General features: G+C 57.5%; 13 protein-coding genes and 1 pseudogene. All 14 read left to right on the forward strand.

All coding sequences use genetic code 11. The features are described 5' to 3' along the window. Positions 1–14: 14 nt before the first annotated feature. The 14 genes and pseudogenes from iscU (at position 15) to EAO39_RS12090 (ending at position 15,781) form a co-directional block, all read left to right on the forward strand. Entirely contained in the window at positions 15–413 is a 399-nt protein-coding gene (gene iscU / locus EAO39_RS12030) for a Fe-S cluster assembly scaffold IscU (protein WP_120967658.1), read from the forward strand. Positions 414–417: 4 nt separating this feature from the next. After that, on the forward strand, positions 418–741 hold the full coding sequence (gene iscA, locus EAO39_RS12035; RefSeq protein ID WP_120967660.1) for an iron-sulfur cluster assembly protein IscA: 324 nt from the start codon (positions 418–420) through the stop codon (positions 739–741). Between the two features lie 163 nt (positions 742–904). Further along, complete coding sequence (gene hscB, locus EAO39_RS12040) at positions 905–1,423, forward strand: Fe-S protein assembly co-chaperone HscB (RefSeq protein WP_120967662.1); 519 nt, start codon at positions 905–907, stop codon at positions 1,421–1,423. A 105-nt stretch (positions 1,424–1,528) separates the two neighbouring features. Next, complete coding sequence (gene hscA / locus EAO39_RS12045; protein ID WP_120967664.1) at positions 1,529–3,394, forward strand: Fe-S protein assembly chaperone HscA; 1,866 nt, start codon at positions 1,529–1,531, stop codon at positions 3,392–3,394. A 28-nt stretch (positions 3,395–3,422) separates the two neighbouring features. Next, positions 3,423–3,761, forward strand: a complete 339-nt coding sequence (gene fdx, locus EAO39_RS12050) for an ISC system 2Fe-2S type ferredoxin (protein WP_120967666.1) — start codon at positions 3,423–3,425, stop codon at positions 3,759–3,761. Between the two features lie 23 nt (positions 3,762–3,784). Beyond that, positions 3,785–4,501 (forward strand): DNA polymerase III subunit epsilon, encoded by a 717-nt coding sequence (gene dnaQ, locus EAO39_RS12055; protein ID WP_120967668.1) that lies wholly within the window; start codon positions 3,785–3,787, stop codon positions 4,499–4,501. A 1,369-nt stretch (positions 4,502–5,870) separates the two neighbouring features. Continuing rightward, positions 5,871–7,397, forward strand: coding sequence for an IS21 family transposase (istA, locus tag EAO39_RS12060; RefSeq protein ID WP_120967670.1), 1,527 nt, complete (start codon positions 5,871–5,873; stop codon positions 7,395–7,397). Further along, positions 7,387–8,184, forward strand: a complete 798-nt coding sequence (istB, locus tag EAO39_RS12065; protein ID WP_120967672.1) for an IS21-like element helper ATPase IstB — start codon at positions 7,387–7,389, stop codon at positions 8,182–8,184. Before istA ends, istB begins: the two co-directional genes overlap by 11 nt. Positions 8,185–8,248: 64 nt before the next feature. Next, positions 8,249–8,782, forward strand: a pseudogene (locus EAO39_RS23100) (immunoglobulin-like domain-containing protein); the annotation flags it as partial. 264 nt (positions 8,783–9,046) lie between these two features. Further along, the gene (locus EAO39_RS12070) at positions 9,047–10,759 is read left to right on the forward strand and encodes a type I secretion C-terminal target domain-containing protein (protein ID WP_346427109.1); all 1,713 of its coding nucleotides are present in this window, start codon (positions 9,047–9,049) and stop codon (positions 10,757–10,759) included. 592 nt (positions 10,760–11,351) lie between these two features. Continuing rightward, the gene (locus tag EAO39_RS12075; RefSeq protein ID WP_120967676.1) at positions 11,352–11,999 is read left to right on the forward strand and encodes a TetR/AcrR family transcriptional regulator; all 648 of its coding nucleotides are present in this window, start codon (positions 11,352–11,354) and stop codon (positions 11,997–11,999) included. Next, positions 11,999–12,880 carry an SDR family oxidoreductase gene (locus EAO39_RS12080; RefSeq protein WP_120967678.1) on the forward strand — a complete coding sequence of 294 codons (882 nt, stop codon included), beginning with the start codon at positions 11,999–12,001 and terminating at the stop codon, positions 12,878–12,880. Before EAO39_RS12075 ends, EAO39_RS12080 begins: the two co-directional genes overlap by 1 nt. Beyond that, the gene (locus EAO39_RS12085) at positions 12,877–14,520 is read left to right on the forward strand and encodes a carboxyl transferase domain-containing protein (protein ID WP_120967680.1); all 1,644 of its coding nucleotides are present in this window, start codon (positions 12,877–12,879) and stop codon (positions 14,518–14,520) included. Before EAO39_RS12080 ends, EAO39_RS12085 begins: the two co-directional genes overlap by 4 nt. An 82-nt stretch (positions 14,521–14,602) precedes the next feature. Beyond that, the gene (locus EAO39_RS12090; protein ID WP_120967682.1) at positions 14,603–15,781 is read left to right on the forward strand and encodes an acyl-CoA dehydrogenase family protein; all 1,179 of its coding nucleotides are present in this window, start codon (positions 14,603–14,605) and stop codon (positions 15,779–15,781) included. Positions 15,782–15,785 lie beyond the last annotated feature (4 nt).

The following is a 15,785-nucleotide window of genomic DNA, read 5'->3' on the forward strand; positions in this document are numbered from 1 at the left end:
AAGAGGTAGACACCATGGCTTACTCCGAAAAAGTGGTTGACCACTATGAAAACCCCCGCAACGTGGGCTCGTTCGACAAGGGCGATGACTCCGTAGGCACGGGTATGGTGGGTGCACCTGCCTGCGGCGACGTGATGAAGCTGCAGATCAAGGTCAATCCCGAAACCGGCGTGATCGAAGACGCGCGCTTCAAGACTTATGGCTGTGGATCGGCCATCGCTTCCTCTTCCCTGGTGACCGAATGGGTCAAGGGCAAGACGCTGGACGAAGCCGCAGCACTCAAGAACAGCCAGATTGCTGAAGAGCTGGCTTTGCCACCCGTGAAGGTGCATTGTTCCATTCTGGCCGAAGATGCCATCAAGGCCGCTGTGAGCGACTACCGTGCCAAGCGCACGGTGGCTGTGGAAGCCTGAGATCATGGCGATCTCTATGACTGAGGCGGCTGCCCGTCATGTGAGCCGGTATCTTTCCCGCCGTGGCAAGGGCATTGGTGTTCGCCTGGGTGTGAAGACCACAGGTTGCTCCGGCTTGGCTTACAAGCTGGAGTATGTGGATGAGGTGCAGGCTGATGATGTGGTTTTCGAAGATCACGGCATCAAGGTCCTGATTGATCCCAAAAGCTTGGCCTATATCGACGGTACGGAGCTTGACTTCGTGCGCGAGGGGCTGAACGAGGGCTTTAAATTCCATAACCCGAATGAGCGTGATCGTTGCGGCTGCGGCGAGAGCTTCAGAATTTAACTGCCCCTGAGCCGCTTTGCGGCTTCCCCTGGCCGGGCGCCCCCAAGAGGGACGACCTCTCGCCGCAAGGCGGCGCTTGCTAGGTATCTCTGGCCTTGGTCAGCTCCCTGGTTTTGAATAAAGGAAGCCGCCTCAGCTTTGCTGCAGGCGGCTTTTTAATGCCATGAATCTGCAATCCGACGACTTTGAATTGTTTGCGCTTCAGCGCCAGTTTGCGCAAGAGCGCAGCGTGATCGACACACGCTGGAAAGAGCTGCAGCGCGAAGCCCACCCCGATCGCTTTGCCGCACAAGGGGCTGCAGCTCAGCGCGTGGCCATGCAGTGGTCTGTGCGCATCAACGAGGCCTATCAACGTCTGAAGGATCCGCTCAAGCGAGCCGCCTATCTGTGTGAGCTGAATGGCGCACCTGTGCGGGCGGAGGACAACACCGCCATGCCGGCCGCATTCTTGATGCAGCAGATGGAGTGGCGGGAAGCGCTGGAAGAAGCCGATAGCGAAAAGGAGCTGGATGCGCTCGATGCTGAGGTGCTGGCAGCGCGCCGCCGCATGCTGGCCGAGTGTGGCCGTTTGCTCGACGAAGCGCATGACCCGGCTGCGGCCGTGGCTCAAGTGAGAGCCCTCATGTTTGTTGCGCGATTTGCCGAGGACATAGAGCGCCGCCGCGATCAACTGGGACAATAAGACCCAGCAGTTCTCTCTGCGATGTATTCCTGCAGATGCAAAGAGAAAGTCCGATCTTGAAAAGGCCATCCCCGCTGGCCTGTCACCTTCATAAATAGAATTTCCATGGCGCTTTTGCAGATTTCCGAACCCGGTCAATCTCCTGATCCCCACCAACGGCGTATCGCAGTCGGTATCGACCTGGGAACTACCCATTCGTTGGTGGCCGCCGTACGCAACGGTGTAGCCGAGTGCTTGCCTGATGAGCAAGGCCGCGTGCTCCTGCCTTCCGTGGTGCGTTACCTGAGCGGCGGCCGTCGTCAGATCGGCTTTGATGCCAAAGAATCGCAGGCCGCAGATGCAGTCAACACCATCAGCTCGGCCAAGCGCTTCATGGGTCGCAGTCTCAAGGACATCGAGTCACCCGAGAAACTGCCTTACCAGTTTGCTGCAGACAGCCTGAGCAGCGGTGTGATCGCTATCGAAACCGTGGGCGGCGCCAAGACGCCCGTGGAAATCAGCGCTGAAATTCTCGCCACGCTGCGCTTTCGCGCCGAAGACACTTTTGATGATGAGCTGTATGGCGCCGTCATCACCGTGCCCGCTTACTTTGACGATGCCCAGCGTCAGGCGACCAAGGATGCGGCCAAGCTCGCCGGTATCAACCTGCTGCGCCTGATCAATGAGCCCACGGCTGCGGCGATTGCCTATGGCCTGGACAACGCGGCGGAGGGTGTTTACGCCGTTTACGACCTGGGCGGCGGCACTTTCGATATCTCCGTGCTGCGCCTGTCCCAAGGCGTGTTTGAAGTGATTGCCACGGGCGGTGATTCGGCCCTGGGCGGTGATGATTACGACGATGCGCTGGCCGCTTTTGTGGCTGATAAAACCGGCGTGCAGCTGCAAAACGCAGCCGATAAGACGGGTTGGCGCATTGCCGCACGCAACTGCAAGCAGGCGTTGACAGATGCAGAAACTGTAGCATTTACCGCTGATCTGTCTTCGGGTTCACTAAGTTTTGATGTCAAGCGTGAGGATTTCAGCGCGGCGACTGCTCACCTTACTGCTAAAAGCCTGTCTGCCGTGCGTCGTGCACTTAAGGATGCCGCCTTGACCCGCGATGAGGTGCAAGGCGTTGTCATGGTTGGGGGCTCCACGCGCATGCCGCAGGTGCGCCAGGCCGTGGCCGATTTCTTTGGCAGCCAGCCGCTGACCAATCTCAACCCCGACGAAGTCGTGGCCCTGGGCGCCTCCATCCAGGCCAATCAGCTGGCGGGCAACAACACGGCAGGTGATCTGCTGCTGCTCGATGTCATTCCGTTGTCTCTGGGCGTGGAAACCATGGGTGGGCTGGCTGAGCGGATCATCACCCGCAACGAAACCATTCCTACGGCACGTGCTCAGGATTTCACCACCTACAAGGACGGGCAGACCGCTTTGGCCATTCATGTGGTGCAGGGCGAGCGCGATCTGGTGGCCGATTGCCGCAGCCTGGCCCGCTTCGAGCTGCGCGGCATTCCACCCATGGCTGCTGGTGCGGCACGCATTCGCGTGACCTTTACCGTGGACGCCGATGGTCTGCTGGCGGTGAGCGCCAAAGAGCAGATCAGCGGAGTGGAGGCGAGCATCAACGTCAAGCCTTCCTATGGCCTGTCGGACGATGAAATCGCCCGCATGCTGCAAGACGGTTTTGCCACTGCCCAGCAAGACATGAAGGCTCGTGCCCTGGTGGAAGCCCGTGTGGATGCCGATCGCATGCTGCTGGCCACGCAAAGCGCTTTGCAAGCCGATGGTGATGTGCTCAGCAGCGAGCAGCGTGAGCTGATTGAGGGGCTGTTGTCCGCCCTGCGTGCCAGCGTGGGCAGCGATGATCCTGCCGTTGTTGAGCACGCCACACAGGCTCTGGCCAAGGGCACGGAAGCCTTCGCCGCCGAGCGCATGAACCGCAGCATCCAGCAGGCTCTGGCCGGCAAGAACGTGCAGTCCCTTTAATTCGATCCGCAGACATTAGCAGTCAGTCATGCCCATTATCAAAATCCTTCCCCACGCCGAGTATTGCCCGAACGGAGTCGAAATCGAGGCGCCTGTCGGCACCTCGATCTGTGAAGCCATGCTGGACAATGGCGTCAACATCGAACACGCCTGCGATATGAGCTGTGCCTGCACCACATGCCATGTCATCGTCAGAGAAGGCCTGAACTCGCTCAATGAAGCTGAGGAAGAAGAAGAAGACCTGCTTGACCGTGCCTGGGGCCTGCAGCCTCAGTCCCGCCTGTCGTGCCAAGCCATTCTGGCGCGTGAAAATGTGACGGTGGAGATTCCCAAGTACTCCATCAATCACGCCAAAGAAAACCACTGAGCACAGCAAAGAAAAGGGCAGGCATGTCGCGCCAAATTATTCTGGATACGGAAACAACAGGTTTATCGGCGGTCGATGGTGACCGACTGATTGAGCTGGGCTGTGTGGAGATGGTCAACCGCAAGCTCACCGGCAATAACTTGCACCTGTATTTCAATGCCGGGCGCGACAGCCACCCCGATGCCTTGCGTGTGCACGGCATCACCACGGAATTTTTGGCCGACAAGCCGCGTTTCGAAACCAAGATCGACGAGATCTGGGAGTATCTGCAAGGTGCGGAACTCATCATTCACAACGCACCTTTCGACTTGGGCTTTCTGAACAACGAGCTCAAGCTGGCCAAGCGTCCGCCGCTCAAACAGTGCATCTCTGGCGTGATCGATACCTTGGTCATGGCCAAGGAGATGTACCCGGGCAAGCGCAACTCGCTGGACTCGCTGTGTGATCGACTCGGCGTCGACAACTCCGGCCGCACGCTGCACGGCGCCTTGCTGGATGCCGAGTTGCTGGCCGATGTCTATATCAACCTCACCCGCGGCCAGGACGCGCTCATTGTTGCTGAGGAGCCTTCGGAGGCCGAGGCCGCAGGTGCCATCGCCATTCCTTCGGTGGACTTGAGCACTTTCAAGCTGCAAGTGGTTCGAGCCAACGAGCAGGAGTTGCAGGCACATGCCGATGTGCTGACGCAGCTGGACAAATCCAGCGGCGGAAAAACCGTTTGGCGCCAGCTCGAGGCCTGAACTGAAATAGCAGCTTGCCTGTTTGCCAGGGTCGGACTATCGGCGGCTGCCCGAATTTTTGTGTGGCCTGTCGGACTTCGGCTGCTGAAGATGCGGTTTTCGCACTCAGCGCGAAATGGAGTAATGCGGCCTTCCCATTCCGAATTGGCAGGGCTCGCTTCCGGCTGTAGTTGCGCAGAGCCGGACTCAATCGATGGGCCGGTGTTTCTTTGCTGAGAGCGAGCTCCGGTGCCTGATGGGTTTTCTCAGGCTTATGCACCCACGTATGTTGCGCTGGAGTGACGATCCTCATTGCAGTTAAAGAACGGCATCAAGCGGCTCCAGCTCCTTCGCCAAGGCTACCCATTGGACGCGTACCTAGCGTCTTATTTAAGCCGAACTCGCTCAATGGCAGTCGCGCTTACTGGGCGTTGACCGCATGCCCGATGAGGTTGCACTCGGCAGTGACCTCTTTTTGTGCGTTTCCGCGATCGGTTGATTTGCTGTGGCACTCCGTGAGCGCGAGGCCAAGCTGGACTACCGCGCCTTAGGTATTTGACTTCGATGGTCATCAGGAAAGTCCTTTGCCCCTAATGCAAGCGATGACGCATCCTGCACGCCTTGATTGTGTAGTGCGGCAGACGATCTGCAGCCAGAACTGGTCTCGGTCGCCCACAGACCAAGCTTTTTTGGGATTTCCTATGCTGAAATTTTATGCAAAGCACTCCCGATGAGTGATTTTGCCAAGCGGAGACTGTGCATATCGGTTGGCTCTGTGCTTGGTATTGGTGTACTCGGTCTCGGTAATCTCTTTAGTTTGTAATTTGACAAAATTTCATGATCTGTTGGGTACGATTTTGAATCGGTCAATAACCTGTTTTTTGTAACTAAAAATGTATCTTTATTGCGATATGTGCCTCTGTAGCGCAGAGTCAGAGTACTCTTGCGAGGAGCACTCGAGGTGCGCCTCATGCCGAAGAGTTCAGGTCTTTTAGTTTGAGACTATTGGTTTTTATTGTTGTAAATTGTTTAGCAATCGATATGATCAGCTCCATAGCAAGGTTATGCGTAAAGAATATCGGCCAGAAACCGGTAGCTCCGCCTTGCTCGTGAGTGGAAAGGAAGCCCTCCGAATGATTTCTGCCTGACCCATGCAAGCGCCACAGCCTATTTGTCAGGTCTCTGTCTCAAGACAAAACACGATGTCTTCTTGCATTGCAAGACAACTAGGTTGAAGACGCAGGAATTGTGGGATTCCATCGTTTTCGAGTTTTCTGGTCGGTGTTGATTTCCACCCACAAGTGACCCACTAGCCCCTGGCTTTTCCATCTCAACCTGACCCACGCATTAACCCTAGCCTGCTGCTTTCTTGTGCAGCAGGAGACCAGGAGTGATTGACGTGGCCACTTTGAGTGTCATCAGACGCTGGGCTCTGCGTGAGCACCTGTCCATCCGAGAGATCGCCCGCAGAACCGGGCTTTCTCGCAATACCATCCGCAAGTATTTGCGCTCCGATGTTGTGCAGCCTCGCCCTGCGCAGCGCACCATCGTCACCAAGCTAGACCCATTCGCCAGCAAACTCTCGGGCTGGCTTCGTACTGAAGCGAATCGCTCTCGCAAGCAGCGGCGCACGATCAAGCAGATGTACGAAGACTTGCAGGCTCTGGGTTATGCGGGATCCTATGGTCGGGTAGCCGCTTTTGCCAGAGCATGGAAGGTTCAGCTCCATGCAGCTGAACAAACAGCGGGCCGAGGCGTATTTGTTCCACTGATCTTTGCTGCTGGCGAAGCCTTTCAGTTTGACTGGAGTGAGGATTGGGCTGTCATTGCGGGTGTGCGGAGCAAGCGGGAAGGGGCTTACTTCAAGCTCAGTCACAGCCGTGCGTTTTATCTACGGGCCTATCCGCTTCAAACCCATGAGATGCTTTTTGATGCCCACAACCGGGCATTTGCGGTGTTTGGAGGTATCCCCAGGCGGGGCATCTACGACAACATGCGCACAGCCGTCGATCGTGTCGGCCGTGGCAAGCTCAGAGAGATCAACGCCCGCTTCAGCGCGATGGCCAGCCACTTCCTGTTCGAGGCACAGTTTTGCAATCCCGCCTCGGGATGGGAGAAGGGACAGGTTGAGAAGAATGTACGAGATGCCCGTCATCGCATCTGGCAATCTGTACCGGCCTTTCCTACGCTCAGTGCCCTCAACGTTTGGCTGGAGCAGCGATGTCAGGCGCTATGGCAAGGGATTACGCATGGCCAGTTGCCTGGCTCAGTCGCAGATGTCTGGGCGCTAGAGCGCTCGGCATTAATGCCCATGCCTCGACCATTTGATGGGTTTGTCGAACACGCTAAGCGGGTCTCGCCCACCTGCCTGGTGCACTTTGAGCGCAACCGTTACAGCGTACCGGCCTCTTACGCCAACCGGCCCGTGAGCTTGCAGGTCTACGCCGACCGCTTAGTTGTCGTGGCCGAAGGCCAGGTCGTCTGCGAACACCAGCGCATCATTGAGCGCAATCACCAAGGTTCTGGTCGTACGGTTTATGACTGGCGTCACTACCTGGCCGTGTTGCAGCGCAAGCCCGGTGCATTGCGCAACGGTGCTCCGTTTGCAGAGCTGCCAGAGGCTTTCAAACGGCTGCAAGCTCTGCTGCTCAAGCAGCCTGGCGGCGACCGTGAGATGGTGGAGGTCCTAGCCTTGGTGTTGCAGCACGATGAGCAGGCGGTTCTGGCGGCAGTGGAGTTGGCCTTGGAAGCAGGCGTTCCCCGCAAGACCCACATCATCAATGTCTTGCCTCGCCTGCTTGACGGAACACCGCAGCCTGAACCCATCTATTCACCACAAGCCTTGACCTTGCTCGTCCACCACCAAGCCAACGTTGTGCGCTACGACCAATTCCTACGGAGGCACCATGAGCCATGACCAAGCCATCGCAGCGATCATCATCATGCCCAGTCAACTCAAGATGTTTGGCATGGCCCAGGCCATCACTGAGCTTGCCGAGCAAGGCTCTCCAGCCTTTGAAGCGGCACATCCCATGCTGGCTCAACTGCTGAAGGCCGAGAGCGCAGAGCGAGAAGTTCGCTCCATTGCCTATCAACTCAAGGCTGCCAAGTTCCCTATCTACAGAGATCTGGCGGGATTTGACTTTGCCCACAGCGAGGTCAATGAAGCCTTGGTACGCAGCCTTCATCGCTGTGAATTCATCGAGAAGGCCAACAATGTGGTGCTTGTCGGCGGACCCGGTACTGGCAAGACCCACATTGCTACGGCGCTGGGTATCCAGGCCATCGAGCACCACCGCCAAAGGGTGCGCTTCTTCTCTACCGTGGAATTGGTCAACGCCTTGGAGCAAGAGAAGTCCCAAGGCAAAGCCGGACAGCTCGCCCACAGGCTGGTGCATACGGATCTGGTGATACTCGATGAGCTGGGCTATCTGCCCTTCAGCTCATCTGGCGGATCGCTACTGTTCCATCTGCTCTCGACGCTTTACGAGCGCACGAGTGTGGTGATCACCACCAACCTGAGCTTTAGCGAATGGGCCAGCGTGTTTGGCGATGCAAAGATGACTACGGCCCTTCTGGACCGTCTGACCCACCACTGCCATATTCTGGAAACAGGCAACGACAGCTACCGCTTCAAGCACAGTTGTGCAATCCAACAACCGCTCATCAAGAGGGAGAGAAGCAAAACCTTATCCACATCTTGAGCCTACGGCTCAAGCCAAAGGGTGGGTCAGTTTGAGATGGAAATAGCGGGTCAGTCTTGCGTGGAAATCAACAACCACGCTGGTGGTCACATTGAGCAATGGCTCAACGGTGACCTTCGGCACCAACTACGTGCCTGGTACGGTGGTGCAGTCCACGCCATTTGCGGTGCAGGGCGACGACGTCTATAAGGATGGTGAAAGCACCACTATCTCCGTGACCGGCACGACCGGTGGCAACTTCGAGAAACTCGATACTACGGATAAGGCCACGGTGACTGTCAAGGACACCACCGACACCACCAAGATCACGCTGAGCTCGACCTCCAGCGTGATCGAAGGCGGCAAGATCGTGGTCACGGCCTCGGTGGACCATGCTGTGACCGGCAGCCCCTTGGTGATTGAGATCAAGAACAGCGCCGGTGTCGTGGTGGGTACCGTCACGATCCCTGTGGGCTCGACCACGAGCAGCGCGCTGAGCGTGGACAGTCGTCCGGACGATGCTTACAAGCAAGGTGAGACCAGCGAAACCTTCAGCATCAAGGGAACCACCGGTGGCAACTACGAGGCACTGGGGACAAGCAGTACGACCATCACCAAGGTGGTGGACGATATCGACAGCACCACGGTTTCCATTAAAGCCATCGTTACCAAGACTTCCGAAATTGATGTTGGAAACGTTGGCAGCAGTGGAAGCTTCAAGGTGACTGCAATCGGGGCTGACGGCAAGCCTGGCACCATTTCCAAAGTTACTGGCACCAACCACGATGGTTTTGGTGTGGCTGGTGCGGCTTCCGGGGATGACAAGGAGTTGGGTGTAAAAAATGGCGTCAGCGAAAAAATAGCGGTTGAATTCAATAATGAAGTGAAAACTTTCGATGTTCAGTTCGCATGGCGAGCGAACATTGAAGTGGCGAAGGTTGAATTCTTTGACAAGAGCGGTGTTTCTGTTGGCTGGGCTATTGTCTCGGGAGGTGGAACGTCTACCTTGGCGAAGATTGAGTATTTCGATTCGACCGGAAAGCTGACCAAGACCGTAATGGCGCCAGGAGGATCCGACCAGGTGGACTTGGCTTACACCTTTGAACCAGGTACTGGGCAAACATTTACCAAGGCGGTTTTCTCAGCAGTTGGAGCTGATTCAGATTATTTGATTCACTCGATCAAGTACAAGGAAGTGGTGGATGGAGATGCAGGCAGCATTGCCGGCCCAAGCTCTGTGATTTTTGAAATTCAGACCTCCAACCCGCCAGATGTCAGTAAGTATGATTTTGTGAATACATTCCCTGTCGCCAAGGTGGATATCGGTGGGAAAATTTATGATGTCAATCTGGATATTAATGGCAGAGGAACAGTATCTGTAACTACGGATGGCACCGCAGATCTCAAGGCAAAAGTCATTTCGGTTGATGGCAATTTTGAAGGTGTCGATACGTCATCTGGCCTGGATTTGCAAGTGGGTGTCAATGCGGTCAATGACAATGTCATAACCAATATCCTCAGTTCGCAAGTAACGTTGAAGGCTGCAGTTTTGACGGCCAATGACGTCACTGGAAAGAATGGTTCTATTCAGGGAGATAAGACGCTTTCTACAGGCTGGACTGGTGCCGATTTCATCAGTGCTACTAAAAAGACTATCGATTTCGATGCGAATGAGGATGTTGTCGGCAATCAAAAGCTGGTGATTGCACGATCGGATTTCTTCAATAACTCTGCAATTTCCTCTGCATTGGTCGCTGTTGATGGATTCTTGGCTAAGAATTACAATAATTCCATCAACGATGGCGATTTTATTACTGTGAATTTGAAGGCGGGTGAAAAGCTGATATTTACCAGCGACGCGACCGGTATTGAAGCGAAGTATATTTACTCGGGAAATACAAGTGATTTTTCGAATGGGCAATTCACAGCCAAGGCTGATGGTGATTATCAGATTTATCTGCATAACACTTCAAGCGACGCAAAAGACTATCTTTTGACCTTGAAAATTGATTACTCGGGTGCTATTGCACACGATACATATACTTTGAAAGATGCAAGCAGTGACGATACTGCCAATATCAATCTGAGCTACCAAGCCGGTAATTCTTTGACAGGAACGGATGGCAGCAACACCCTGCTGGCCGGCACTGGCAATGACACTTTGAATGGCGGCAAGGGTAATGATGTGCTGGTGGGCGGCAAGGGCAATGACACGCTAATTGGCGGTGAGGGCGACGATATCTTTGTCTGGGTGAAGGGAGACCAAGGTAGCAAGGCTGCACCCGCTGCCGATGTGGTCAATGACTTTGGCATGGGCACCGATACGAAGGGCAAGGATGTGCTGGATCTGCGTGATTTGCTGCAGGGTGAAGAAGGCAGCAACGACCTGTCCAAGTTCCTGAACTTCTCCAAGTCCGGTACCGATACGGTGCTCAAGGTGTCTACCGACGGGACTCTTGGTTCCGGGCACGATCAACTGATCACCTTCAAGGGCGTGGATCTCACTGCAGGTCATGCTTTGGCCAGTGCAAGCGATCAGAATGCCTTGATCAAGGATTTGATCGATCAGGGCAAGCTCAAGATCGACCACAGCTGATAGCCGGCACAGCCTGAGGGCAGGCGTGAAAGTCTTTAAGGTTCAGACTTTTGCGCTTGCCTTCACTGGCTGAGGGCATTGGCGCAATGAATTCCTGGCTGCCAAACAACGGGAGCAAGAGTTCAAAAAACATAGCCATAACCGCAATATCTAAAGGTATTTGAGGCAGTCTTTCAATGAAAGATTGCTTTTTTTACTGGCTGATTCGATTGCGCACTCTGTCTTGCCCCTCTTTGCCATCTTCCAAGGGTAGGTCATCGCGCCTGTCATGCCGCGTCGCGCTTTTGTATGGATTCGGTCGCACTGGATGACTGGATGCTGCGGAGCCGTCACTGTGGAACTGTTGCGTGAGAAAGCTGTGCTGACTTTGCAGCTGGTCTAACTCGTTTTCTGCGTCCAACGCTTTGCGCCACCGAAGGCATTGCTCTTGCGAGCAATGCCTTTTTTGTGTGCCTGTTTCGAAGCACAAAAGTGCTTTGTTTAGAGTTCCTTGAAGTCTTCGCTTAAGCAACTTGTCAAGTTGGTGAATCCCCTTTTTATTTTTACTGATCAATTGCTTTGTGAAAATAAAAAACGCCGCTAAGCTGACCTCATGCAAGAAAGCAAAGACATAGCAACACCGCCGCGAAGAGGTAGAGGCAGGCCGCCCAAGAGTGCTCAGGAGCGCAATGAGGGCAACCGTCGCAACGAGCTGATTCTGGCCGCCGGCCGGCAGTTCAGGCTCAAAGGCTTTCACGGCACCAGTACCCGTGATATCGCAGCTGCCGCCGGCATGCAGAGCAGTGCGATGTTCTATTTTTTCGAGAGCAAGGAAGCCATGCTGCACGAGGTGATGCGCAGCGGCATGGATCAGGCCATGCAAAGCCAGAGTGCGGCGCTGGCAGCGCTTGGCAGCCGCGCCAATGCACTGGAGCGTTTGCGTGCGCTGGTGCGCAACCATCTACAGGTGCTGGTGGGGCCGGATAGCGACTTCATTCCCGTCATGTTGTACGAATGGCGCGTGCTCACGGTGGCGCAGCGACTGGATGTCTCGGCGCAGAAAGATCTGTACGAGGGGCAGTGGATGCCGGCGCTCAATGCCTTGCATAGAACCGGCCGTCTCAAAGCCCAGCCGGAGATCGCGCGACTCCTGATTTTCGGGGCACTCAACTGGACGGCGCAGTGGTACTCGCCTCAGGGCAGTTTGAGTCTGGATGCATTGACAACCGAAGCCTTGGCTCTGTTTATGGGAGAACGGTGATGTACGGATCTATCTTTCAGGCGGCGTTGTTTGCGGAGCAGGTCGCGGTGGTGACGGGCGGCGGCTCCGGCATAGGCCGCTGTGTGGCGCATGAGCTGGCGTCCCTGGGGGCCCAGGTGGTGCTGGTCGGGCGCAGCGAGGCCAAGCTGCAGGCCGTGGCAGACGAGATCGCCGAGGCCGGCGGCCGCGCCAGTTGCCATGCCTGCGACATCCGGGACGAAGCTGCCGTGAAGGCCATGGTGCAGGCCGTGATAGCCGAGCACGGGCGCATCGATGCCTTGGTCAACAATGCCGGCGGCCAGTACCTGACGCCGCTGGCAGCCATCAGCGCCAAGGGTTGGCAGGCGGTGATAGACACCAATCTCACCGGCGGTTTTCTGGTGGCGCGTGAATGCTTTAACCAGTGCATGGCCGCGCAGGGCGGGGCGATTGTGAACATGGTGGCCGATATGTGGGGCTCTATGCCCAATATGGGGCATAGCGGCGCGGCGCGTGCCGGCATGGTCAGCTTGACCGAGACCGCGGCACTGGAATGGGCTGGCAGCGGTGTGCGGGTGAATGCGGTGGCGCCGGGCTATATCGCCTCCAGCGGCATGGACCATTACCCGCCCGAGGCCGCGCCTTTGCTGCGCAAGATGCCGGCCACCGTACCTGCAGGGCGCTTCGGTAACGAGGCCGAGGTTTCTGCCGCCGTCGTGTTTCTGCTCAGCCCCGCCGCCAGCTTTATCAGCGGTAGCGTGCTGCGTGTAGACGGTGCCAGGCCTCAGATGCGCATGGGCATGGCGGCCGGTGGAGCTTCTGCCGAGGTGCAGCAGCGCCCGGCGGTACGGCCTTTCGCTGGTTTTCCTCTCTATCAGATGCCCAAGGTGTTCCAGTCATGAGCCAATACGCATCTCAATGGAATGCCGCCGGCGCGCAGGCTCAGGCGCGCTCCGAGGCCACGCTGGCGCGCATTGCGGCCATGCGGGAGCTGGAAGAGCGCGCGGCACAGGCCTCGTTCAAATCCAAGCCCCAGTTTGAAAAACGCGGCCAGTTGCTGCCGCGTGAGAGGGTGGGCTTGCTGCTCGATGCCGGCGCGCCCTGGCTGGCACTGTGCAGCTTGGCAGGCTATATGCAAGACAGCCCGGACCCGGCCAGATCCGTGCCCGGCGGGGGAATGATTGCCGGCATCGGCTTTGTCAGCGGTGTGCGCTGCATGGTGGTGGCCAGCGATTCGGGCATTGAAGCTGGTGCGATTCAGGAAAAAGGCCTGGATAAAATCCTGCGCGTCCAGGAGATTGCCCTGCAAAACAAGCTGCCCTTCATCCACCTGGTGGAAAGCGCAGGCGCCAATCTCATGCGCTACCGGGTCGAAGGCTTTGTGCTGGGCGGCGGCCTGTTTCGCAATCTGGCACGCTTGTCTGCTGCCGGCATACCGGTGATCACGGTGCAGCATGGCTCGGGCACGGCGGGCGGGGCCTATATGCCCGGGCTGTCGGATGTGGTCATCATGGTGCAGGGCCGCTCGCGGGCTTTTCTAGCCGGTCCGCCGCTGCTCAAGGCCGCCACCGGCGAGATTGCAAGCGAAGAGGAGTTGGGCGGTGCCCAGATGCACACCAGCATCTCGGGTCTGGGCGAGCATCTGGCCCAGGACGACCGCCAAGCCCTGGCCATGGCGCGCGACGTGGTGGATCGCTTGTCTCAATGGAAATGCCATGAGACGCATAGTCAGAAGGCGCAACATGCTCATAAGAAAATAGCAAACCCGCCTCTGCTGAATGCCGAGGATTTGCTGGGTCTGATGCCTGCCCATCACCGCGAGCCGGTGGACATGCGCGAAATCATTGCGCGCCTGGTCGATGGCTCGGAGCTGCTGGAGTTCAAGCCCGGCTACGGTGTGGCCACCGTCTGCGTCCAGGCGGACATTGGCGGCCATGCGATCGGCATCGTCAGCAACAACGGCCCCATCGATGTGGCCGGTGCCAACAAGGCCACGCACTTCATTCAATGGATGTGTCAGCTGGGCCAGCCCATCATCTATCTGCAGAACACCACGGGCTTCATGGTGGGCAAGGACAGCGAGCAGGGCGGAATGATCAAGCACGGCAGCAAGATGATTCAGGCCGTGACGAATGCCAGCGTGCCGCAGATCACCATCCAGTGCGGTGCCAGCTTTGGTGCCGGCAACTACGGCATGTGCGGCCGTGGCTATGCGCCGCACTTTCTGTTCAGCTGGCCCGGCGCCAAGACGGCGGTGATGGGAGGCGAGCAGGCCGCCCGCACCATGCAGATCGTGAGCGAGGCCGCGCTGGCGCGCAAAGGCCTTGCGCCAGACCCCGAGCAATCGCAGCAGCAGTTTGAGCAAATCGTCGCCATGTTCGAGGCCCAGGCCGATGTCTTCTACACCAGCGGCCTGCTGCTGGACGACGGCGTGATCGATCCGCGCGATACCCGCGAAGTGCTGGCGTTTTGCCTAGACACCATGGCCCAGGCGGCGCAGCGCAGTCTGCGGCCCATGCAGTTCGGCGTGGCGCGCATGTAGCCGGCCCGGATCGGGGCGCCGTGGCGCTCGCTCCCTGTGATTTCCAGATTCGAACCCCCTTTGCAATCGACGGAGACAGACCATGCAGTTCACCCACGAGCACGAGCAGGTGCGAAGCACCCTCAAGCGCTATATCGATGAGCAGATCAATCCGCATGTGGATGAATGGGAGGAGGAGGGAATCTTTCCCGCGCACCAGGTCTTCAAAGGTCTGGGCAATCTGGGCTTGCTGGGCCTGAACAAGCCCGAGGCCTATGGCGGCTCGGGTCTGGACTATTCCTACAGCCTGCTGATGGCCGAGACCCTGGGTCATATCCGCTGCGGCGGCGTGCCCATGGCCATTGGCGTGCAGACTGATATGTGCACGCCGGCCCTGGCGCGCTTCGGCAGCCCCGAGCTGTGCCGACAGTTTCTGAGCCCGGCGATTGCCGGCGACATGGTGGGCTGCATCGGCGTGAGCGAGCCAGGCGCGGGCAGCGATGTGGCCGGGATCAAGAGCGTGGCGCGCAAGGATGGCGACGACTACGTCATCAGCGGCCAGAAGATGTGGATCACCAACAGCATCCAGGCCGACTGGATGTGCATGCTGGTCAACACCAGCGACGGCCCCATGCACAAGAACAAGACTCTGGTGATGGTGCCCATGCGCGACGGCCCCCATGGCAAGCTGACCCGGGGCATAGAGGTGGCGAAAAAGCTGCGCAAGATCGGCATGAATTCCTCGGACACCGGGTTGATCTACTTTGACGAGGTGCGCGTGCCCCAGCGCTACCGCGTGGGCGAGGAAGGCCATGGCTTCATCTACCAGATGCAGCAGTTTCAGGAGGAAAGGCTGTGGGCAGCGGCCAGCGGCCTGATGGCTCTGGATGAATGCATACACGAGACCGTGCAATGGGCGCAGCAGCGCCAGATGTTTGGCGCGCGTCTGATCGATCAGCAATGGGTGCAGTTCAAGCTGACCGAGCTGCAGACCGAGGTGGAAGCCTTGCGCGCGCTGACCTATCGTGCAGCCGATCTCTATATGCAGGGCAAGGATGCGCTGCAACTGGCATCCATGGCCAAGCTCAAGACCGGGCGGCTGACCCGCGAGGTGGCCGATACCTGTCTGCAATTTTGGGGCGGCATGGGCTTTACCTGGGACAACCGTATCTCGCGTCTGTATCGCGATGGCCGCCTGGCCTCGATCGGCGGCGGTGCGGATGAGGTGATGATGGGCATCATCGCCAAGACCATGGGCATGGTTCAGCGGCCTGCCGCCTGAAGGG

Source organism: Comamonas sp. lk (assembly GCF_900564145.1).
GTDB lineage: Bacteria > Pseudomonadota > Gammaproteobacteria > Burkholderiales > Burkholderiaceae_C > Comamonas.

Coding starts and splice junctions, on each gene's coding strand:
- iscU (WP_120967658.1), top strand. CDS start 15: ATGGCTTACTCCGAAAAAGTGGTTGACCACTATGAAAACCCCCGCAAC.
- iscA (WP_120967660.1), top strand. CDS start 418: ATGGCGATCTCTATGACTGAGGCGGCTGCCCGTCATGTGAGCCGGTAT.
- hscB (WP_120967662.1), top strand. CDS start 905: ATGAATCTGCAATCCGACGACTTTGAATTGTTTGCGCTTCAGCGCCAG.
- hscA (WP_120967664.1), top strand. CDS start 1,529: ATGGCGCTTTTGCAGATTTCCGAACCCGGTCAATCTCCTGATCCCCAC.
- fdx (WP_120967666.1), top strand. CDS start 3,423: ATGCCCATTATCAAAATCCTTCCCCACGCCGAGTATTGCCCGAACGGA.
- dnaQ (WP_120967668.1), top strand. CDS start 3,785: ATGTCGCGCCAAATTATTCTGGATACGGAAACAACAGGTTTATCGGCG.
- istB (WP_120967672.1), top strand. CDS start 7,387: ATGAGCCATGACCAAGCCATCGCAGCGATCATCATCATGCCCAGTCAA.
- EAO39_RS12075 (WP_120967676.1), top strand. CDS start 11,352: ATGCAAGAAAGCAAAGACATAGCAACACCGCCGCGAAGAGGTAGAGGC.
- EAO39_RS12080 (WP_120967678.1), top strand. CDS start 11,999: ATGTACGGATCTATCTTTCAGGCGGCGTTGTTTGCGGAGCAGGTCGCG.
- EAO39_RS12085 (WP_120967680.1), top strand. CDS start 12,877: ATGAGCCAATACGCATCTCAATGGAATGCCGCCGGCGCGCAGGCTCAG.
- EAO39_RS12090 (WP_120967682.1), top strand. CDS start 14,603: ATGCAGTTCACCCACGAGCACGAGCAGGTGCGAAGCACCCTCAAGCGC.